19 protein-coding genes are annotated in these 22133 nt (G+C 31.3%); 16 read left to right on the top strand and 3 right to left on the bottom strand.

The genetic code is table 11. The annotated features are described in order from the left end of the window. Positions 1 to 2 precede the first annotated feature (2 nt). The 15 genes from BM157_RS09230 (at position 3) to BM157_RS09155 (ending at position 15686) form a co-directional block, all read left to right on the top strand. A complete protein-coding gene (locus BM157_RS09230; protein ID WP_090140828.1) occupies positions 3 to 1061 on the top strand; it encodes an NAD/NADP-dependent octopine/nopaline dehydrogenase family protein in 1059 nt (352 codons plus the stop codon). Between the two features lie 12 nt (positions 1062 to 1073). Beyond that, positions 1074 to 2975, top strand: a complete 1902-nt coding sequence (locus BM157_RS09225; RefSeq protein WP_090140826.1) for a cobalamin-binding protein — start codon at positions 1074 to 1076, stop codon at positions 2973 to 2975. After that, positions 2972 to 3436: a class I SAM-dependent methyltransferase gene (locus BM157_RS09220; protein WP_090140824.1), complete on the top strand. Its 465-nt coding sequence runs from the start codon at positions 2972 to 2974 to the stop codon at positions 3434 to 3436. Before BM157_RS09225 ends, BM157_RS09220 begins: the two co-directional genes overlap by 4 nt. Positions 3437 to 3789: 353 nt before the next feature. Then, positions 3790 to 4656 (top strand): class I SAM-dependent methyltransferase, encoded by an 867-nt coding sequence (locus BM157_RS09210; protein WP_318255897.1) that lies wholly within the window; start codon positions 3790 to 3792, stop codon positions 4654 to 4656. A 235-nt stretch (positions 4657 to 4891) separates the two neighbouring features. Then, complete coding sequence (locus BM157_RS09205; protein ID WP_090140820.1) at positions 4892 to 6283, top strand: SPASM domain-containing protein; 1392 nt, start codon at positions 4892 to 4894, stop codon at positions 6281 to 6283. Between the two features lie 143 nt (positions 6284 to 6426). Continuing rightward, entirely contained in the window at positions 6427 to 7122 is a 696-nt protein-coding gene (locus BM157_RS09200; RefSeq protein WP_055177042.1) for an L-ribulose-5-phosphate 4-epimerase, read from the top strand. A gap of 38 nt (positions 7123 to 7160) precedes the next feature. Beyond that, complete coding sequence (locus BM157_RS09195; RefSeq protein WP_156333765.1) at positions 7161 to 8678, top strand: hypothetical protein; 1518 nt, start codon at positions 7161 to 7163, stop codon at positions 8676 to 8678. Between the two features lie 18 nt (positions 8679 to 8696). Then, a complete protein-coding gene (locus BM157_RS09190; RefSeq protein WP_055177048.1) occupies positions 8697 to 9647 on the top strand; it encodes a DUF6492 family protein in 951 nt (316 codons plus the stop codon). A 437-nt stretch (positions 9648 to 10084) separates the two neighbouring features. After that, positions 10085 to 10495 carry a hypothetical protein gene (locus tag BM157_RS09185; RefSeq protein WP_156333766.1) on the top strand — a complete coding sequence of 137 codons (411 nt, stop codon included), beginning with the start codon at positions 10085 to 10087 and terminating at the stop codon, positions 10493 to 10495. Between the two features lie 188 nt (positions 10496 to 10683). After that, positions 10684 to 11289: an AAA family ATPase gene (locus BM157_RS09180; protein WP_055177054.1), complete on the top strand. Its 606-nt coding sequence runs from the start codon at positions 10684 to 10686 to the stop codon at positions 11287 to 11289. Continuing rightward, entirely contained in the window at positions 11262 to 11873 is a 612-nt protein-coding gene (locus tag BM157_RS09175; protein ID WP_055177058.1) for an AAA family ATPase, read from the top strand. Before BM157_RS09180 ends, BM157_RS09175 begins: the two co-directional genes overlap by 28 nt. Beyond that, positions 11860 to 12330 carry a hypothetical protein gene (locus BM157_RS09170; RefSeq protein WP_156333767.1) on the top strand — a complete coding sequence of 157 codons (471 nt, stop codon included), beginning with the start codon at positions 11860 to 11862 and terminating at the stop codon, positions 12328 to 12330. Before BM157_RS09175 ends, BM157_RS09170 begins: the two co-directional genes overlap by 14 nt. 92 nt (positions 12331 to 12422) lie before the next feature. Then, positions 12423 to 13535 carry a glycosyltransferase gene (locus tag BM157_RS09165; RefSeq protein ID WP_172677798.1) on the top strand — a complete coding sequence of 371 codons (1113 nt, stop codon included), beginning with the start codon at positions 12423 to 12425 and terminating at the stop codon, positions 13533 to 13535. 78 nt (positions 13536 to 13613) lie between these two features. Beyond that, positions 13614 to 14426: a glycosyltransferase family 2 protein gene (locus BM157_RS09160; protein ID WP_055177066.1), complete on the top strand. Its 813-nt coding sequence runs from the start codon at positions 13614 to 13616 to the stop codon at positions 14424 to 14426. A gap of 336 nt (positions 14427 to 14762) precedes the next feature. Continuing rightward, positions 14763 to 15686 (top strand): hypothetical protein, encoded by a 924-nt coding sequence (locus BM157_RS09155; protein ID WP_055177069.1) that lies wholly within the window; start codon positions 14763 to 14765, stop codon positions 15684 to 15686. A gap of 858 nt (positions 15687 to 16544) precedes the next feature. Here BM157_RS09155 and BM157_RS09150 read toward each other — a convergent pair. Beyond that, positions 16545 to 17507, bottom strand: coding sequence for a glycosyltransferase family 8 protein (locus BM157_RS09150; protein WP_318255896.1), 963 nt, complete (start codon positions 17505 to 17507; stop codon positions 16545 to 16547). 52 nt (positions 17508 to 17559) lie between these two features. After that, the gene (locus BM157_RS09145; protein WP_055177074.1) at positions 17560 to 18738 is read right to left on the bottom strand and encodes a CgeB family protein; all 1179 of its coding nucleotides are present in this window, start codon (positions 18736 to 18738) and stop codon (positions 17560 to 17562) included. A gap of 157 nt (positions 18739 to 18895) precedes the next feature. Between BM157_RS09145 and BM157_RS09140 the strand changes: the two genes are divergently transcribed. Then, on the top strand, positions 18896 to 20776 hold the full coding sequence (locus BM157_RS09140; protein ID WP_318255895.1) for a glycosyltransferase family protein: 1881 nt from the start codon (positions 18896 to 18898) through the stop codon (positions 20774 to 20776). Between the two features lie 15 nt (positions 20777 to 20791). Here BM157_RS09140 and BM157_RS09135 read toward each other — a convergent pair whose 3' ends face one another. After that, positions 20792 to 21958 carry a CgeB family protein gene (locus BM157_RS09135; protein WP_090140814.1) on the bottom strand — a complete coding sequence of 389 codons (1167 nt, stop codon included), beginning with the start codon at positions 21956 to 21958 and terminating at the stop codon, positions 20792 to 20794. Between the last annotated feature and the right edge of the window lie 175 nt (positions 21959 to 22133).

Genomic DNA, 22133 nt, shown 5'->3' with positions numbered 1-22133 from the left:
AAATGGAAGAACAACGGACATATTTTGTATGTGGTGGTGGTCATCAGGGACTTGCGATGGCAGCATACCTTTCGCTGAATGGTGAAAAAGTTACATTGTGGAATCGAACAAGAGAACATATAAAAGATGTTATAAATGATGGAACAATACATTGTTTAGGTGAAATAGAAGGAATTGCAAAAATTGAAAAGGCTTCAGATATAATAGAAGAGGTAATTTCAGATTATATATTAGTGACAGTTCCAAGTAATGCATATGCAGATATAGCCAAAAAGATTGCACCATATATTAATAAAAAAACAATTATAGTGCTTAATCCAGGAAGAACATTTGGGGCAATACATTTTGCAGAAGAATTAAAAAAATGTGGAGTAAAAGAACTGCCACAGATAGCAGAAACGCAGACAATTGTTTATACTTGTAGAAGAAGTGAATTGAATGAGGTAACTATATTTGCGATGAAAAAAGATGTTAAGATAGCAGGATTGTCTAATTGTAATATGCATATGGTAATGGACAAAATGCCGGCTTCATTAAAGAAATATTTTCTTGTAGATGATAGTATAATGAGAATCTCATTGTCGAATGTAGGAATGATATTACATTGCGCACCTGTACTTATGAATATTGGTTGGATTGAAAATGATAAAGTTGCATTTAAATATTATTATGATGGAATATCAAAAACTGTTGCAAAATATCTTGAAAAAATGGATGGTGAAAGATTAGCAGTTGCGAATAAAATAGGGTATTCTATAGAAACAGTAGCTGATTGGCTTAGAAGAACATATGAGATAACAGGTGATAACTTATATGAGTGCATAAAAAATAATTGTGCATATAAGGAAATTGATGCACCTCCATCTTTGAATAGCAGATATATATTAGAAGATGTTCCTAATGGGTTAGTTCCAATAGAACATATTGCAAGTGAATTAAAAGTGGAAACTCCACATATTACCAATATTATTGAATTAGCTAATGCGGTATATGAAACAGATTTTAGAAAAAGTGGAAGAACATTTCCATTGTGCATTATAAAATCATATAGTGAAAAATAAGAGGTTTGAATTATGAAAGCTCAAAAGAATGAAAAATTTGGATTAATAAAAACACTGATTGATGCACATACGATGGGAGTATATGCAGCAGCAGCACTATTAAAAGACTGTGGGTATACGGTGATTATGTCAACGGCAAGAGAAGAAAGAGCCTTGGAATCTTTGGAAAGTGAAGAAAGTAAAAAAATAATTGTAGAATGGATTAAAGAAAATGAAATAAAACATATTGGTATTTCATATCGCTTAGATCCTAATGATGCTGTAAATATAGTAGGTCGTTTTGTTACACTATTAAAAGATCAAAGATGCTATGAATGTTTAGAGGCTGTAGTCAAGAGCATATATTTTGCTGGATTAAAGCCTGCTTGTGAAATGATAGAAAAAGAGTATAACGGAAGAATTAGTACATTTAAAGGTGGAGAGTCAGCAGAAGAAACACTGGCGGTAATGGGAGTACCTGAAGAAGAAATGCCAGAAAATATTGTGTCAGGCTGTAAATATGATCGTGAAATATTGAAATTTGGAAAAAGTATTATAACAGATGGTGCTTATAAAAATGAAAAACCTTTAGATAAAAAGAAATATAGTGATTATGGAAAAACAACAGATTCATTAATCAAGCGATTAGATAATGGATTTAATTGTGGATTTGCACCATTAATAAGGGCACATTCAGGTCCATATTCACCAGATATGACAAGAGAAGATTGTTTGAAACAGTATTTAGAATGGTGCAGGATACTTGCCAATTCAGGATATTTGGATATATTATCGATAGGTTCGTCACAGTTATCACAATCTAATTTTGGTGAAAATTGGAGTGGTAAAATTAATGGAGGAGGAGTACCTGTCAATTCAGAAAAAGAATATATAGATATTTGGAATGCAGCAAAACCTATGCTTGTAAGGACATATTCAGCAACAAAAAATGTTAGAAATATGGCTGAAATGTACGAAAGAACAATACATATTGCCTGGCATGCTCTTTCATTATGGTGGTTTGATGAGTTAGATGGAAGAGGTGTTAATAACTTGTATCAAAATCTAAATGAACATATTGATACAATGAAATATGTTGCGGTTAATAATACACCGGTTGAGACAAATGTGTCACATCATTTTGCATTTCGAGGTTGTGATGACGTAACATATATACTGGCAGAAGTTTTGGCAGCGAAAATGGCAAAAAAATGTGGTGTTAAATATTTTATATTACAAAATATGTTAAATACGCCACGTAGCACCTGGGGAATACAGGATCTTGCAAAATCAAGAGTAGTGCTGAAGCTGATTAAAGAATTAGAAGATAGTAATTTTAGAGTAATATTTCAGACGAGAGCTGGATTGGATTATTTTAAACCTGATATTGAAGAGGCGAAGATTCAATTAGCAGCAGTTACTGCTATGATGGATGATATTGATCCGTATAATATATGTAATCCAGAAATAATTCATGTGGTAAGTTACAGTGAGGCTTTATATTTGGCAACACCGGATATAATAAATGATAGTATAAAAATTACTCGTAAAGCATTGCATGAATATAGGAATAAGAAAAAAGAATTAGATATTATTACAGAGGCAGAAGATAAAATTGCAGTAAGAATGATGCAGCTTGAAAATGATACAAGAAAATTATTAAAAGTAATGGAAAATAGTATTCCTAACTTATATTCTGCAAAAGGACTTTATATTGCATTTGTGGCTGGGTGGCTTCCTGTACCACAATTATGGTTAGATTCTGATGAGTTTAAAATGGCTAAACAATGGCAGATTCAAATGAGTAATGGTGGTTTAGCAATAGAAAAAGATGGTTTAATAATGTCGGTTGATTCCAGAATAAATAAGTGTATAGAAAATATTAAAAAGGCAGAATATATATTTAAAAGTAAGTATGGAGATAAAAGACTATGATAGAGAAGAATGAGGATTATTGGTCTGCTCGTGCATTAAGGGAATATCAATACAAAGGTGAAAAATTATATACGATTACAGCAGCACCTTATTATGTGAAAAGAAGAGAAATAATTATAAGAACACTAAGAAGACTAATAAAAAAATATAAAGTGAAAAAAATAGCAGATTTAGGTTGCGGAGATGGTGAATATTTACGAATATTATATAATGATAATTATAAATTCACAGGGGTTGATATTTCAAGTGAAATGTTAAAAGTAGCGAAAGAGCGATGTAAAGAGTATTCTAATGTGAATTTTGAATGTTCAGGAGATGGAATTAAAGGTGATGAGAGTTATGATATGATATATATTGTAGCCGTTTTGGCGCATATAACTGATGATACAGTAAATGAATTAATACAAAACGCATATAACAAATTAAAAGTGGGGGGGTATTGTGTATATGTGAACAAATAGCACCATATGAATTGCAAGGCAGTGGTTGGAAAAGAAGAACATTTGAAAGATATGTTGCAGAGTTAGAAAATAAAGGTTTTATATATAAAAATAACGAGTCTTTTCGAATAGATTTTAATGTTCACAGAATGTTGTTTGAAAGAAGAATAGCAAAATTATTTTATAAAAATAAGAGTAGGATAGAATGCAATAAAAGCAAGTTGTATTTATTCTTTAGTAAAATATGCGTATTGCTGTCAGTTAAGAAGATATATAAACGACAATTAAATGGCTGGGGCTATGCTTTTATTGTGGCACGTAAATAAAAGATGTGTAATGTATAATTTAAATTAAATGAAAGAGAGTGAATGATTATGAAAAAATTAATTGGTTGTCCGACAGGAGAATGGGCAAAAAAATTGTATACGTTGGATAGGTTTGAGAAACTATCATATTTTTTGGATGATGAAGAAGGAGAATTTGGTTATGACGGATTAAAAAAACAGGTATATGATTATAGTTATTTAAGAGAAGAAAATATAGACAATATAATTGTTATTATTAATGATACAAGAAGATATACAGAAATAAAAATTAAGTTAGAAGAATATGGATTGAAGGAAAATGAGCATTTTTTTAATGGTTGGAAATTAGATAGTAATTTTTATTATAAAGTGTATGATGATAAAAATTGGATTGAATTTGAAGAAAAAGACAATAATGCATTGGCAAGACAGCGTGCAGGGTGGCAAAGGAGAGCTAGAAGTTTAGCACAATTAATACCTTGTGATGTAAAATCTGTTATGGATATAGGGTGCGGTGAGTGCTTGTTGAAGGAATTTTTATCACAAAATATTAAATATTATGGTGTGGATTATCAAAAAAGAACAGATGATACAATTGTGTGTGATATAAACAAAAACAGATTGCCACAAATAGATGTTGATCTGTATTATATTGCAGGTGTAATTGATTATGTTGAAAATATACCGCAATTTATTAAACAGCTTAATAAAGCTAAATATGTAATTTTAAGCAAGACGAGAAACGAGAGATTTATAAGATTGGATGATAAAGTTACAGATGCGGGATATATGGATTTTGGTATTAAACCATATTATATATCGAATTTAATAACTGATATGTTTGAGGAGGGGTTTGTATGTAAAAAAATGATATGGAACTATAAAGAGAGAGATGAATATTATTTCTTATTTATAAATTCATCTTATCAAGCGTAGATTGTTAAAAATGTCTAACTAAATATTGTTTGAGATGTGCTTTAATTGTATATTTTATGCTTTTATGAGATGCTCTATAAATATATACATTTATAAAGCAAAAATAATACAGCACTTAATAAAATAATTTTACATATAAAATGGAGATGATAAAACCTGCAATAAAATAACTAATATAATAATCAAATATAAAAAACAATAAATTTAAGATTAAAAGAATAGGAAGGTAAGAAGAATGAAATACTGTAATAGACCTTTTGAACATTGTTATGTTTTGCCAGATGGAAGAGTAAGAATATGTGGATGGACAGATGGAACTATTGGAAATTTAATTGAACAGGATCTTGATGAAATATGGAAGGGTGAAAAGGCAGAAATACAAAGAGATGCTATTAGAAATGGTTCATTTGCATTTTGCAGAAAAACTTCATGTCCTTTTTTAGAAAATGATACTTTGCCAGATTTAGATGAAGAAGAATTTGATAGAAAAACAGTTACATCTGATGCACCTGTTGATTTTAGTGTAGCGTGTGATTATGTATGTAATCATAGCTGTCCTTCGTGCAGAGAAAAAGTATTTGTGGGAGATAGTAAATATACTGAAAATGTTAATATTATGATTGATAAATTATTACCATATTTAGATAAAGCAGATTATGTTTTGACTGATGGTAATGGAGATGCGTTTGCAAGTCCATCAATTATGAGAATGATGCAGGAAATTAGGTTTGCAAGAAAAGAAAGCAGATTTGGAATTAAGACCAATGGTGTATTATTTGATGAGGAACATTGGGAAAAGATTAAGCATTTGGGAGAACATAATCTTACTGTAACAGTTACCCCAAATAGTTTTGTCCCTAGTACATATAAGTATTTAAATGGTGGACATGATACATATGACAAGATGATACACAATTTGTATTTTATTAAGCAACTTAGGGAGCAGGAATTGGTCAATGAATATAATATTTCTATTGTCGTACAGGATCGTAATTTTATGGAAGTTCCAGAGTTTGCAAAACGTTGCATAGAAGATTTTGGAGCAGATCAGGTGGTTATAAAACCATTGTATCACTGGTTTGGGCTTTCAGAAGATTTGTATTGGCAGAAAGATATTTTGAACCCAATGCATCCATATCATAAAGAGTATATGGAAGTGTTAAAGCATCCTATATTTAAGAATGAAAAGGTGTTCTTCTGGGGAGCACATAATCTTCATCCAGCCGTACCACATCCAGCATATAAGTATAAAGAGCAATTGGATATGGTAATTAAATGTATGGAGGATGAAAAGTTACCTGAAAAGATTGGAAAATATTTGAAAGATAATGATATAAACAGTATTTATATTTATGGAGATGAGCAGCTTAGTACATTCATATATAACATTTTGAAAGATATAGTAAATGTTAAGGGATTTATAGCCAGAGATATATGTCGTAAAGAAATATGTGGAATTCCAGTAATAAATATTTGCGACTATAAACCAGCTTTAGAAGATAATATTATAGTTATTAACTATAAATATATAGATATTATTAGAAAAGATTTGGAAATATTAGGCTTTAAGGGTAAGTTATTTGAAATGGATAAGTTTATTAATTCGGTCGTAATGTTAGATATTTAAATTGTTTGAAGGCACCAATGAAAATGGCGCCTGTGTTATATGTAACAACTTGCTGCAAATTTCATAAAATTATTTGTAAACTTTCAAAGGATTTTATACCTTTATTTTTAGTATGAAATTGTAATACAGGAAAGGGAATATAGATGCTGGAAGAACTCAAAGAAAAAGTATGTGCTGCTAATTTAGACCTTTGTGAAAAAGGAGTTGTAATCTATACCTGGGGAAATGTTAGTGGTATATCAGATGATAGAAAATATATGGTAATAAAACCATCAGGTGTAGATTATAAAGGAATGTCGTCTGATGATATGGTTGTTGTAGATATTGAAAGTGGATGCAAAGTAGAAGGAAAATGGAAACCATCCTCAGATACTCCAACACACTTAGAGTTATATCGTATATATAAGAATATTAATGGAATAGCACACACTCATTCAGTGAATGCAGTAGCATTTGCACAGGCCGGCATAGGTATTCCTGCATTAGGAACGACACACGCAGATTACTTTTATGGAGATATACCTTGTACACGTGAGTTAACCAGACAGGAGGTTATGAATGATTATGAAATAAATACAGGAAAGGTAATCATTGAAACTATAGAGAAAAATAAATCAGATACAATGACTATCCCTGGAGTATTAGTAAAGAATCACGGACCTTTTGCCTGGGGTAATAGTCCAGAAAATGCAGTATATAATGCTGTTGTTATGGAGAAAGTAGCAGAAATGGCATTAAAAACGTTATTAATAAATCAGGATGCATATATGAATAAATATATTCTTGATAAGCATTATCTAAGAAAGCACGGAAAAGATGCATATTACGGACAGGATTAATAAAGTACAGAATTAATTTAGAAAGTATGGTAAATCTTATGCTTAATGAAGAAAAGAACAGGTTGGTTAATTTAATCAGTATTATAAGAAAAATGAGTAATAGGTTATTGGAAGTTGGTAATAAAGAGTTACAGACTGAAATCCTTATTAAGTGTCAGGAAAGTGCATTGGTAATAGGTGATAGCCTTGAGAAATGTGTTTATGAATATGATATTGAAGCAGTGAAAAATAATAATATTGTATTAGAATTAGAAAAATTCTGTGAATCTATATATCTATGTACACAAAAAATGATAGTACAGCAGGATGTAATCAATTTAGTAAGTGATTTGGATAAAATAGAACAGCTGATTAGAGATATTCCTGTAACATACAGAATAGTATTTTTACCATATAAAGCGGCAATGTGGGACAGTTTAGAAAGTATATGGCAAGCTTTTTATAACGATAAAAGATGTGAAACAACGGTAGTTCCAATACCTTATTTTGAGGCAAATAGAAAGACTAATGAATGGGAAGCTAAATACGATGGTGGTAAATATCCGGATTATGTACCAGTAACGTATTTCCAAGATTATTTACTAGGAGATAAAAAACCAGATGTTGTATTTATGCATTATCCATTTGACAATAATAATTATGTTACTACAATGCATCCGGCTTACTTTTCAGAAGAATTAAAAAAGAATTGTAAAAAATTAGCATATGTTCCATATTACGTAAATGCAGGATTTATTTCAGATGGTTATATAGATTTGCCATTATTACATAGAGCGGACTATTTGTTTTTTCAATCGGAAAGAACTAAGGAGAGCTGTAAGGGATATGATTATTATGATCGAATATATGCTTTGGGTTCACCTAAATTTGATAAGATAATTGAACTTGTAAATAATAGACCAGCAGCTCCTGAGAGCTGGAATATTGATTTAACAGGTAAAAAAGCACTTATGCTTAATACTACACTATCGGATTTCCTTGAAAATGGAGAGCTTCTTATGAATAAACTACGTTATTTATTTGATGTTGTTGGTGATTATAATAATTTAGTTATAGTGTGGAGACCTCATCCATTATTAGAAGGAACAGTGAAGGCAATGCGTCCTCAATATATAGAAAAGTATACAGAATTAGTAAATTATTATGTGCAGAATAATATTGGTATTTTTGATGAATCAGCAGATATTTCGACAGCAATTGCTTTATGCGATGGTTATATAGGTTCAAGATATAGTTCGATTATAAATTTATTTGAAGTAAGTGGAAGACCTATATATTTATTTGATAGCAAGCATATATATAATAAGCAATTATCAAAAAATGCCATAAAAAAGAGTCCTGAAGATGTATTTCTAAAAAAGAGTGAGTTGGGATATTTTGCGTGTGAAGAGTCATATGAATATAGCATTTATGATTTTATGGAGGACATAATTAATGATAAATTAGTGTCTATAAAGAAGAAGCAGCTTGAAGCAGTTAAAGATATAGCTAGTAATCTGGATGGAACGGCAGGCGAAAACATTCATAAATTTATAATTGATGACTTAGATAAATAATAATTCAAGGAGGAAGATATGTCAGATATAAAATTGTATGATGCAATTGTAGTAGTAACGCCAAAGGATTTTAAAAGAGTTGAAAGTAATAACAAAAGAATAGTTGAATATCTTCCAGTAAGAAAAGTTTTATTTGTTGGAAGCAAAGAATTAGGTGAATTGGTGGAGCAATCATCACTTGGTGATAAAGCAGGATTTGTTGATGAAAATGATATTATATCTTTTGATGATGTATATAATTGTCTTAAAGATATAATGGCAGATATTCTATTGGGAAGAGAGCTTCCAAGAGGACTTGTTGGATGGTATTATCAACAATTTTTGAAATTGCAGTATGCTAGGATGTGTAAAGATGAATATTATATGTCGTGGGATGGGGATACGGTACCTTGTAAGAATTTTTCAATGTTTAGTGATGATGGAAGACCATATTTTGATTTAAAACACGAATTCCATCAGGAGTATTTTATAACTATGAATAAGCTTCTTCCTAATCTCGATAAAACTATTGACAAATCGTTTATATCAGAACATATGATATTCAATTGTAAGTATCTGGTTAAAATGCTGGAAGATATAGAAAGTAATGAAAATATTGAAGGTGTGACATTTTGGGAGAAGATATTACATTCAATAAGATTAGAACATATACAGGAAAATAGTTTTAGTGAATTTGAAACATTTGGTACATATATGACTATTAATTATCCAGATGTGTATAATTACCGTGATTGGCATTCATTTCGTTACGGGGGATATTTTTTCCACCCAGAGGCAATGACACAAAGAGATTATAACTGGCTCGCAAAGGATTTTTTTGCTATATCATTTGAAAAATCGCATTCAGTAAGGGAGGACCACGAAAATCTTTTTAATAATCCTGTTTATCAAAGTAAACTTACGGCTAGACAGATGGTAGAGATTGCACAGGAGGAGGCTGAAGAAGGTTATGAGGAGATATGGGATTAGCAGAATGTTATGACAAATAATTAAGTAGGACTTTTATGATGACATAGTAAATCATAAAAGTCTTTTTTTATATAAAATAATTAAAAGTAATTTTTTTTTATATTTAGATAGAACTCAGGATACTATTTGTATAGTTAATTGATAATGCATAGATATAATTGCTAATAATATAATATTATGTTGAATATTGAGTTGTTTTATCAAAAAAAATATGAAAAAATAAATAGAAAAATATCAGAAAAAATAAAAAAATAAAGACAATTGTAGAAAAATAAAAGCAAAAACGAAAAAAAAATTGAAAATAGTACTTGACATTTTAAAAAATTCAGATATACTATATGCTGCATTAAGCAATAAAATTAATAACTGCAAAATGAAGGAGGTAATATAAAGCAGTTGTATCATTATCATCAAGAAAGGGTAAGTGTTGTATTATTATGAAAATGAAATTAAAGAAAAATAAGATGAAAAAATTAAAAAAACATACAATGGTAAAAATTATTATGCCTGTTAATGTAATTATATTAATGTTATTAATGTTTTTATTTACAAATTGTAATAAAACTATAGCATTCAATGATGATACTAATGCAAAAAATAACACAGTATATGAAAAAACACAGTTAATTAGCGATGAGAATTTAAATTTGTTATTTTCAAATGTTGGAGTAACAGTAGATGGAATACAAGTGAAATCAGATAATTTTATTAATTCTATGGTTAGAATTAATGATATACCATATTACTCTTTTGAGATTTTAAAAGCTATTATAGGAGAAGATTCTGATATTACTGTTGATGAAGATAATGTAATATATATTTTAAAGAATAAAATTAGTTGTGAATGATGAATGTTAATAAGATACATATATTATTTAAAGATAAATTAATAGTAGGACGAGTACGTTATTACTCGTCCGATTACAATTGTACTTGTATGATTAAATGAAAAAGTATATACTTAATAATAAATATTAAGAGTTTTACTATAAGTGATAGAATATAAAACAGTACTTTATATTGTGGAGAGGTAAAAATGTATTTAGAAAAATTAGAAATATCAAATTATAAAATGTTTGATAATATTAAATTAGAGTTCGAGCCAGGATTTAACATTATATTAGGCGATAATGGAGTAGGTAAAACGACAATTTTAGAAGCAGCTTCAGTGGCTATTTCGGGGTTTTTAACGGGAATGGAAGATGTACCGACAAGAAACATCTATAAGCAGGATGTTAGATATGAAATTGTTAAAGATAGTATGGGTATTCCTAATAAAATATATAATGATGAATCAACACAAATTCGTAGTGTTTTAAAATATAATGATAAATCTTATGAATGGGTGAGGGCGAAGAAGAATTCAAGTAGTTCAACTAAAACAACTATGAATCCTAAAGACATACAGGATGTATCGCAAAAGCTTATTAATTCAATGCAGGCAGTGCTTCCATTGATAAGTTATCAGAGTGCGGCAAGACATTGGCTAACAGCAAGGGCAGATGCAGATGTAAAAAAAATAAAGCAGCTACATGATAGGAGATGTGGATATTTAGGATGTCTTGACAGAAAACTTAATCTTAATTCTGTATATGATTGGTGTATGCAGATGGGGTGGAAAGCGAAGTCATATATGATGTAAATTCTCGTAAATTATTATATGTTGAAAAAGGCATCTGTAAAGAAATTGAAGATTTGAGTGCGGGATATCAATCAATATTGAGTCTTATAATTGATTTGGCATATCGTATATCTGTGCTTAATCCGGATATTGGGGACAATATATCAAAAGTGGAAGGAATTGTACTTATAGATGAAATCGATTCAAATTTACATCCAAAATGGCAATGGAAAATAGTTGAGGCGATTACACAAATTTTTCCAAATGTTCAATTTATTGCAGCTACGCATTCTCCAATTATTATATCATCTTGTAAGAATGCTCATATTATAAACATTAGTGATGGAGAAATTGAGTATATATCAGATAGTTATGCTTATTCGGTAAATGAAATATTAAGAGATATGTTAGGATATCATATGCAGCCAGCAATAATAGAAAATCTTATAGAAAAATTTGAAAATGAGTTGGATGAAGAAAATTTTGATGAGGCAAAATCAGCGTTAAATAGTTTAGAGAAACTGTTAGGACAGGAACATGCAAAAGTTATTGCTTTAAAATCGGAATATAAATTAGAAGTGGGAAATGATAATGATATACATTAGAAAGAGAAGAACCCCTATATCAATAAAAAAAGCATCTGATAATATAAAAAAGGATCCAGCTAGTGGCTATAGAGCAATTAGTCTTCCAGGTGACACGTCTAAGCTTAGAGAGTTATTTGAAAGAATGCCTAAAAATGAAATAAGAGAAAATTTATTTAAAGAACAGCATGGGATATGTGCTTATTGTATGAGAAGTATTAATTTTGATGCTTCAGGCAGGATAATAAGAGATACATCTACAAAAATAGTGGCAACATGTAGAAGTATGTATGATAGTGTGAGTACAGAGTTTGCAAGATGGGAGAAGAAGAAGTGTCTGACGTCAACTTTTTTGCAATCAAAGATAGATATTCTTGAAAAGGAACTGAAAAATGATAATGTTGCACAGCCATTTATAGGTGTGAAATTATATAGATATAAAAAGAAATGCGATTCACTAAAACGCCAACACAAATAAGCGTATATTTTTAAAGAGAGAAAGGATTACCTATGCGTTTCGTATTATTTTACTCCACTGTAGAATCTTTCAACTATTTTACGGATAGAATTGTGGAAGAATTAAAAAAAAGAAATCACGAGTGCTTTATATTAGATTTAACTAACAGCACGCAGGATGAGAGTCATTCCTTTAAGGCGTTTACGGAGTTCCTTTCGGTAAGAGCAGATGCGGCTATAGGATTTGATGGAATAGGCTTAAAAGACGATATGTTTATAGAGCTGTGGGATTCTATGGATACGGTAGCACTTAATATTTTGATGGATCACCCATTGAGATTTCATCCGACTATGCAGAAGCATCCAAGAAATTATGTGCAGTTCTGCTGTGATGATAATCACGTTGATTATGTTAAGAAATATTTTGGTGGTACTGTAGGCAGAGTAGAATTTATGCCACACGCGGGTACTTATAATGGAAAGTTAAATCTTGAAGGTTATGATAAACGTCCATATGATGTGTTATTTTCCGGGACATATTACAGACCACAGGGTTATCTGGAACAGATTGACAATACATTTAAAGATAATGAACTGCTTAGGATATTTTATCACAATCTTGCTGAGTATATGATTGACAATAATAGTATAACAACGGAGCAGGCGGTGCTTGATGTTATTGATATGATGGAGCTTTCATTAGCACAGGAGCAGGTTAAGCAGTTGTTTAGATTTTCTGAACCTATAGACTGGATGGCGAGAATGTATTACAGGGAGAAGATTATTTCAATAATAGCCGAAGCAGGAATTGATATATGGTTGTTAGGAAGAGGCTGGGAAAATCACCCTTCTGCTAATTTAAGTAATGTGCATATTATTAATGACCGTGTCCCATTTGCGAGGACACTTCCAGTTATGGCAGAGGCAAAGATTAATCTTAATGTTATGCCGTGGTTTAAGGCGGGTACTCACGATAGAATATTTAATATCCTGCTGTCAGGTTCTTTACCATTGACGGATTCAAGTGAATGGCTTAAGAAGCATTTCAAAGATAAACAAGATATTGTTTACTATAAGCTTGATGCGTGTGAAGAAATACCTCAGTTAATAAAGTATTATCTGGATAATTCTGATGAAGCGAAAGCAATAATTCAGAATGGTTTTGATATTGTGGCAGACAATTATGTGTGGAGTAATATTGTGGAACAGTTGATAAGAAATGTGTGAACTATATAAAGTATGTATTAAAAATTCCAATATATTAAATTGATATAAATATCAGAGCTAAAATTAAGGATTAGAAATATGGAGAAAAGAAAAGTTAGTGTAATATTACCCACATATAATCGAGCATATATTATAAAGAATTCTATAAGGAGTATATTAGATCAAACATATAAAGACTATGAATTAATTATTGTAGATGATGGTTCTATAGATGAAACTGAGAATGTCATAAATGAAATTAATGATGATAGGATTATTTATCATAAATTTGTTACAAATTCAGGGGTATGTGCGGCAAGAAATTATGGAATAAAAGTATCAAAAGGAGAATATATAGCTTTTCAGGATTCTGATGATATGTGGGTTGCTGATAAGCTGGAAAGGCAGATGAAATTGTTTGAACTTAATGAGCAATTAGATTTTGTTTACAGTAAGTTGAGATATAAGATTGATGATACACATAGTATGATTCTGCCGGATGAGAGAATATCGTATGATAATAAAATAGGAAATATATATAACCAACTATTATGGGATAATTTAATACCATTTTCAAGTTTAGTGGTTAAAAAAAATTGTCTTAATGCTGTAGGAAAGATGGATAATAGCTTTTCGGCATTAGAGGATTATGATTTTGTATTACGTATAGCAAAAAATTATAAGGCTGGCTTTGTCGATGGAGTATTAGTTGATGCAGCTATTTCTAGTGATGGAATTTCGTCGAATTCATATAACTATTTAGTATCAAGCTGTAAATTACTTGGAAAATATAAAAATGATTATATAAAAACCGGGATGTTCAATCATCGTGTAGAAATAATACTTCAGGATGCCCAGAAAGTTGGTATATATGAACAGATTTTAAAAATGTTGGAATTAGTATTAGTATAAAGATATTATAATAATAAGCTTTTAGATATTTTGCTTTAAGTAGAGATTAAAGTATACATAATATTGAAGAGTATATACTTAGTAAATTATTGCAAAATAAATTTAGGTGCTTTATACTCTAATTAAGATAATAAAGATGGGATTGATAGGAATTCTAATGGTTGTAGTGGGGCAATACATAATATATATAATAGAATTATAAGCCATTCGGTCCGTTAGGATTCGGGTGGCTTGTTGCTTTTAGTAGATTAAAAGTATTTTAAGCTAAAATAGGAAGTGGGGGGGAACATATTTAAGAAAATGTAAAGTACAATGTTAAGATAAAAGGAGATTAATATGTCAGATGTAGAGATAAAAGAAAAGGAAATAAAAAAAGAAGAACTTAAAATAAAAAATAAGAAATGGAAGTTGATTATTATAATTGCTACAGCTATAGTGGGTGCTTTAGGAGGAAGCACATATGAGGAAAAGAAAATTTATAAAAATATTAATTCGAGTGTTATAGGAGATGGTAATGTAGTAAGTTTTAATAATGTAGATGAATTTATAAAAGATTATCAAAAGACGATACAAGATAATGAAAAATTGAATGATCAGAATACAGAGTATTATAAAAACTATGTTGAAATTAAAGAGCAAAATGAATTATTAAAAAATCAATTAAATGATAGAAGTTATGTTGTTTATAGGAATCTTGGATTATATGTTGATAGTAGTAATATTTCAATCGCATCGGATAAATCACAAGCAGTTATTGATGGTAAGGAATATTATGCAAAAAGTGTAATTGAAGGAATAGTTGGAAACAATAAAACTATTACGACAGACGATAATTATATGTATATTGGGAAAAAAGTATCAGACAGAACAAGCTTGTTTTCAGATAAAATATGGGTTGTAGATAAGAAGAATTGTGATGTAAATGTTTCAAAGAAGGACTCCAGAGGAAATAATAGATCAAATGCTTTGCAATTGACCTATAATAATTCATATATAATATATAATACTGATAAAAAATATAATTATATAAGTTTTATAATATCAATTGCAGATGGAAGTAGTAATACTAATAATGTGACGGTTTCTTTAAAGGATGAAAATGAAAATGTAATATATTCAACTGAAATATCAAAATTAGATGAACCAATTAAAGTAACAGATGTAGCTATTAACAGTTGTTCAACTTTAAAGGTAGAGGCAACGACTGCAAATTATAATTTATGTTATTGCTTGATTAGTGAAGCATATGTGTATAATTAATTACAAAATATTTGATACAAAGTTGAAAATTGTATTGTGAATAGTGAACTTATGATTCGTACTTAGTGGGAATATATTTGATTATACTAATATTTATCTTTGAATTTGTAAGAAGTAATTTCAATAAAGAAAATTGGTGTACCTCCAATTGATAAGACTACATATGGTCGAGCTAGTGCACGAGGAATTGGATGCTTGTATCTGGTAAATGATGCTAAATTACGATATATGAGGTGAGAGCTGGTACGTATGATTATGTAATGGTTGGAAAATTTGAATTAAAAGAAGATAGTGTTGTTGTTGATTTAAAGAAAATTAATTAAATTTGAATAATATGCAGTTGAAAAACCTCTTATACGGACGAGCGATACCGCTCGTCCGCTCATATGATATCAGCTATCCGCTATTAGGGATGCCAACTTTTTAAGATTGTGATGTGTTTCCAGCTCTTTAGCATTCAATAATTATAACCTCCCCAAAAAATTTGTACTGGTTGTACGAATTGTACAATTCGTTAAAATCGTACAACTTGTGCAACTGGATTATTATGGTTATATCAAATTTTCCGGGGCGTTTGTAGGTACATGGGTTGGAGCGTTTACCTTGAGAGTTCTGATGATGTTTTAACATTACTTGTACATCTTGGATATCTGACTTATGACTTTGATAATAAGAAGGTGGCAATACCTAATCAGGAGGTGCAGATTGGATTGCAGCAATGGTCTTCGTCCCAAGGAATAATGTTAATAAATCGGCAATAGTAGTAGAACTGAAATGGATTGTAATACTCTATGACAATTAAGACAGCGGGAAGATATGTTCCCGCTGTTATTATTGCTAAATTAATAATAAATATATTTATTTTACCATAGTTATAAGTTTTTCATTAATGGAGAGCAGAGATGATACTTTGTCTTTGAGCTCTCCATTTTCTTTAATAAGATTGTCAAAAATTGCTTCTAAAGTGTTATCTGACATAAGATTTTGTTGAAGCTGTTCAAGAAGAGAATGATAGAAAGGTGTCTTTTTAGCGTAATCCCACCATAATTGTTCAATATCATAATGACAGTTAGTATTATTCCAAGGCTTGTCACCTGCAAAATGAATAATTTTAACAGAATTTTTAACATCGTTATATGAATATTTTTGATTGTGGGCAATCCTTGCAAAAAGATTAAATTCTTTGTAATCAACATATCCAGCTTTATATCCATGTACATAGTTGAGTATATCCTGATCAGGAGCCTCCATTTCATAGTTCCATTCTTTTACAGCAGCCATATAAGTATTGAAATTATGTGTTTTTCGGATTTGAGCAACGTTAAAAAGCATAACGCCTGCGTTAAAATAGCGAAAACCTTGGGCAAGCATATCACGGAACATTTCAATTTGTTTTGAACCAAATGTATCTAATGTACGTTTTCCATTACTATCATCGGCGGCAATGACGTCATCACCAGCAAAATCAACGTGGTAAAGTTCTTCTATAGAGCCATTTATTATTAAATCGACATCAAGATACATTAGTCGGTCTACGCTTTCAGGGAGTATATCCATTAACATAAGTCTATAATAAGTTTCAATGCTCCATTGTGTATTTCTTGGAAGTCTGTCATCAAAATCAGATTTGTTTATTTCAACTGAAATTATTGTAATATTATATTTTGATAGAGAATTTTTAATAAGGTCAATATCTTGTGGTGTAAGTTCACTATGTAGAAGATAGGCATCAATATGTTCATTGTTATTTTCACATAATGAACATAGCATAACGACTGTGTATTCGAGGTATTTTCTGTTTAGTGCAGTTGCAATATTCATAATTAAATCTCCCATTAGAATTTTTATATAATATGTTTTATAATGCAGCGTATTATTTAAGCCCAAACGCAATCTCCAGCATCTGAGTAAGCCTGATATCATATGTATGGTACTTTTTAACTTTTTCAAAGCCATTATGTGCTATTTCCCTGCGTTCTTTATCGTGTGAAAGGTAGTATTCACATTTTCCCATTAAGTCATCAAGACTTGTATATGCTTCCAGATCTTCACCTATATTAAAATGTTCTGGCAGTTCTGCCTGATAGTTAGTTATAAGAAAACCTTCACAGCCAAGTACGTCAAATATGCGAAGAGACAGACCACTTCGTATTGATTTGGCTGTTAAGTTAAGGTTGATTTTACTTTGGTGGAATATAATAGGCATTTCTGTGTTTGTCTTAGCAAAACCACGATTATGAATTAGTGGCATTGAGTATGTATCACTGCCTGTATACAAGTCTACGTTGAAATGTTCAGATAAGGCTTTCAGGTAACGAAGCCGCTCCTGTTCAGCCACCTTTACACTTATAATGTGCTGTGCAATTACAGCTTTTGTATCAACCTTCATACTGTCAGGAAAGTTGATAAGCTCAGGTCTGACTTTGCAAAATGCTTCTATTAGTTCAGGGGTTACACATTCCTCGATGAAGTTATATCCATATACAAGTAGCTGCGCTTCAATAAGTCCGTCTACATAGCCACGCATTTTTTCAGGAAGAGTAATTTGGTTATATAGACATTTCTCTGAATATAAAGAGCCGATAAATGATATATCTGATGAAAATCTGGCTCTGTCAGCAGCACTTGCCATAGTTGCAGTAGCGTAATTGTCACGGACGTTGGTAGCAAGTGGAATATGAAATATTCCGTCAGGGTTGATGTGGTGGAAATCGTTGTACAACTGTCTGTCGAATAAGAATACCTTATTGCAGGGATTAGCTAATGAAGTTGAGAATAATTCAAGTACAGGGCTGTCCACGATAAGGCACAGATACGGAATACCCCATATATTACATACATCAGATACTGAAGGAAAAAAGTTAATTGAGAATATAAAAGAATAAGTGTCCTGCTTTAAAAGCTCGTTAAGCCCCTTAATGCAGTCTGATGGAAGAAGCTGTTTGTTGTATACTTCTCTTGTATCTTCTGTTATATTGAAACCTAGGTGTTTAAAGGAAGCGATAATGTCGGGTTCGCATATACTTCCATATCTATAAAAAAGTATGTTCATAATTCTCCTTTGCATATATACTATATAAGTAATTGAGAATTATATTTTATCATAAACAAAGACGTGTTGCCAGTAAGAAAGCGTAAAGCAGCTGGCGAAGTTATATACATAAATATAAGAATTCTTATAGGAAAGATAAGAAAGTGAGATGGATAATATGGAAAACAGCAGTTATCACAATGATATAATTAAAGGGTTTGATTTTAATAGAGAGGATTTTAAAAGTCCGGCTAAAAGAAATCTTATGATTGGGGCAGAAGAGGCAGATTATGTGATACTGGCTGATGAAAATGTAACAAGTGAGGAAGAGATAAGACAGATAATCACGGAAAATGATTTCCTGCTGGATTATGGTATGGCTATATTTGGAGAAAATGTGCAAGACGGAGAAATAGATTTTAATAACATAATTGATTATTTTAAAATGAATGTATATGGTGTGGTCATTAAGAAAAGCATACTCGTGTATACAGGCTGTTATAATGAAGAATTAACGGCTGGCATAGATTATGAGCTTGCGGTAAGAGTGGCATATTATGCAGAAAAGTATAATTACAATGGAATATATGGCGTGCTGTGTTCAAGCGAAGAGAACTTATTTTCACAGGAAGCAGGCTCATCAGACATACAGGAAGCAGATAATGCAGCGGGTTCATCAGACGTACAGGAAGCAGATAATGCAGCGGGTTCATCAGACGTACAGGAAGCGTATAATGTGACAGGCATATCAGATGAACAGACAGCTGCCCAATTCCTTACATATGCTTATGTTTTAAAGCTTTATATGAAAGAATTGACACACAAAGGACTGCTTGAAAATGCAATATATGCAATGAAGGCATATGCTGACAGTAAAGGGTGTGCAGATTTATACAACGGACAGTTATTGGAAATTCTTAATAATGATGAGCTGTTTGCAAAGATTAAGATTAATACAGCACCATTTTATGTAATTATGGGCGATAATACGTGCCATGGAGTATTAAGAAGATTTGCAGGTGATATAACCAGGTCTCTTATCAAAAAAGGACAGGCTGTAATAACATCTGATGGAAGTTATGGAATGACTGTAAATCTATCTGATATTGAGGATAATTCATTAAAGGGTTTTATAGGTTTTCAGTCTATTGTGTTATTTAAAGACTATTTTAGAAAGATGAAATGTCCTAAGTACATTTTCTGGTTTGATAATCCAATGTATTTTGGAAATCTGTTTGAAGGAATAGATGATAAATATTATCTTTTGTGCCAGGATAGATATTATGCTGAATTTATAGAGGAGCATTTTGGCGCGGTCAATGCTTTGCAGCTTCCACCAGCAGGAGAAGATGCTGGCTGGGCGGCTAATAAGGACAGACCATTTGATATAGTGTTTATCGGGGCGTGTAATTATGTAGATGAGAGTGTTATTAAAGATGAGTTTCAAAAAGAATATTATGAGTATATGAAAGCACATCCTAATATAACATTTGAACAGGGGCTTAAAGAGCTTCTTGTATACAAAGATTTTAATATTGATGAGCAAAAGTTTCTTTCACTGCTTGATTCTTTGCAGGATGTATGCCGCAATATAGTTAATTACTATAGGACGAAGGTGCTTGAGACACTTTTGGCAGCAGGTATTAAGATTGATGTATTTGGAGATACCTGGGACAGATATTCGGGACTTGGCAAAGATAATCTCATAAAGCATGATGCTGTAAATGTAGATGAGTCCCTTGAAATATGGGGCAGATCTAAGATAGGACTTAATGTGATGACCTGGCATAAGGCAGGAATGACGGAAAGAATAGCTAATATATGCCTGTCTGGTGCGGTATGCTTAAGTGAGAGAACAGAATATCTGGATAGAGAATTTAACAATTATGAGGATATTGTTACGTTTAATCTTGAACATCTTGAAAAGCTGCCAGATGTAGTAAGAGAATTACTTGCAAATGACAGCTTAAGAGAGAGTATAGCACAGAACGCATATATAAAAGCCTCTAAAGAACATATTTGGGATAATAGGGCAGAGAGTATCTTAAGAGGCTTATAAATTACAATTATGATATTAAATCAACCCAGCAATTTTGAATATATCATTTAACCTGACCTTATAATTGTGGAATTCTTTAACTTTATTGTAACCATTTAGCGCGATAGCCTTACGTTCATCTTCGTGCTTTATGTAGTAATCACATTTTCTGATAAGGTCATCAATTGATTCGTAATATACAAAGTCCTTATCAGGTGTGAAGTATTCAAGGAAATCTGCCTGATAATTAGTGAGTAGAAATCCACCGGCACCCATAATATCCATACAGCGGAGCGGAATACCTGATTTAATGCTTCTCAGAGTGATATTCAGGTTGATTTTGCTGCATTTGAATACATAAGGCATATTGTCGTAGAAATCAATAGGTCCTTTGTTAATCACATCAGGAAGCTCTGGAGTTGGGTTGTGTGTATAAAGTTTGGTTGTAAAATGGTCAGATACAGCCTTTAATATCTCAAAGCGTTCATTCTGTGTGACCTTTCTTGCAAGAAAATAATTCGCATATACATAAGAAGGAGTTTCAATGCCATCTTTATTAGGTGTGTAAGGTGTTATTTCCTGTATGGCTTTAATTATGTCAGGAGAAAGTACATCTTCAAGGAAATTAGCACCATATATACGCTGTTGTGCATTTATTACAGCATCGAGGTAGCCCTTAACATATGGAGATATATTCTCTAGTCTTTCATAGAAATTGCCTTTTTCGTTGTACATAGAGCCGACAAATGATACATCACTGTCAAATACCTGATGAACCCTGGTGTTCATTGGCATACGGTCAAGACGTGCAGTGTTGACAGCAAGAGGCATATAATATACTGTATTTATTCCCCCATTCTTAAGCTGTAGATATTGTTCACTGTCGAATAAGAATATGTAATTGCAGGGGTTGGTTATAGTGTATGAATACAGTGTAAGAAGCGGGCTGTCGTATATCCATGATATGTATGGAATGTTGTGGCGGTTGCAGTTAGTAGATACGGCGGCACTGTAATTAAAGCTGAATACGGCATCGTAGTGCTGTCCTGTAATCTGTTCTTCAAAAAGCTTATCAAACTCTTCGCTTGCTCTTTCCAGAAAAAGTGGAGTTGATACAACTGTTAATTCATGCCCCATCTCAGTAAGGGCTTCTTTAATATCTTCAACACCAAAGTGGTGGTTCTCAAATTCAAGAATTCTCATAGTATTCCTCGTATTATTTTTATTTTATCTCTGATATTATATCATAAATTTTGTGCAGTTTTTCAGCGAATATAAAGTTTCGTAAGGAACTTTTAAGATGAGCACATTAGTGCTCATTATATCATATGCCCTGCGTTGCTTTTCCACGCATCCGAAGTTTCGAAGAAACTTCTAA

The sequence above is a fragment of the [Lactobacillus] rogosae genome (assembly GCA_900112995.1).
GTDB lineage: Bacteria > Bacillota > Clostridia > Lachnospirales > Lachnospiraceae > Lachnospira > Lachnospira rogosae.
This window is presented reverse-complemented; position numbering and strand designations above follow the sequence as displayed.

Coding starts and splice junctions, on each gene's coding strand:
- BM157_RS09230 (WP_090140828.1), top strand. CDS start 3: ATGGAAGAACAACGGACATATTTTGTATGTGGTGGTGGTCATCAGGGA.
- BM157_RS09225 (WP_090140826.1), top strand. CDS start 1,074: ATGAAAGCTCAAAAGAATGAAAAATTTGGATTAATAAAAACACTGATT.
- BM157_RS09220 (WP_090140824.1), top strand. CDS start 2,972: ATGATAGAGAAGAATGAGGATTATTGGTCTGCTCGTGCATTAAGGGAA.
- BM157_RS09210 (WP_318255897.1), top strand. CDS start 3,790: ATGAAAAAATTAATTGGTTGTCCGACAGGAGAATGGGCAAAAAAATTG.
- BM157_RS09205 (WP_090140820.1), top strand. CDS start 4,892: ATGAAATACTGTAATAGACCTTTTGAACATTGTTATGTTTTGCCAGAT.
- BM157_RS09200 (WP_055177042.1), top strand. CDS start 6,427: ATGCTGGAAGAACTCAAAGAAAAAGTATGTGCTGCTAATTTAGACCTT.
- BM157_RS09195 (WP_156333765.1), top strand. CDS start 7,161: ATGCTTAATGAAGAAAAGAACAGGTTGGTTAATTTAATCAGTATTATA.
- BM157_RS09190 (WP_055177048.1), top strand. CDS start 8,697: ATGTCAGATATAAAATTGTATGATGCAATTGTAGTAGTAACGCCAAAG.
- BM157_RS09185 (WP_156333766.1), top strand. CDS start 10,085: ATGAAAATGAAATTAAAGAAAAATAAGATGAAAAAATTAAAAAAACAT.
- BM157_RS09180 (WP_055177054.1), top strand. CDS start 10,684: ATGTATTTAGAAAAATTAGAAATATCAAATTATAAAATGTTTGATAAT.
- BM157_RS09170 (WP_156333767.1), top strand. CDS start 11,860: ATGATATACATTAGAAAGAGAAGAACCCCTATATCAATAAAAAAAGCA.
- BM157_RS09160 (WP_055177066.1), top strand. CDS start 13,614: ATGGAGAAAAGAAAAGTTAGTGTAATATTACCCACATATAATCGAGCA.
- BM157_RS09155 (WP_055177069.1), top strand. CDS start 14,763: ATGTCAGATGTAGAGATAAAAGAAAAGGAAATAAAAAAAGAAGAACTT.
- BM157_RS09150 (WP_318255896.1), bottom strand. CDS start 17,507: ATGAATATTGCAACTGCACTAAACAGAAAATACCTCGAATACACAGTC.
- BM157_RS09145 (WP_055177074.1), bottom strand. CDS start 18,738: ATGAACATACTTTTTTATAGATATGGAAGTATATGCGAACCCGACATT.
- BM157_RS09140 (WP_318255895.1), top strand. CDS start 18,896: ATGGAAAACAGCAGTTATCACAATGATATAATTAAAGGGTTTGATTTT.
- BM157_RS09135 (WP_090140814.1), bottom strand. CDS start 21,958: ATGAGAATTCTTGAATTTGAGAACCACCACTTTGGTGTTGAAGATATT.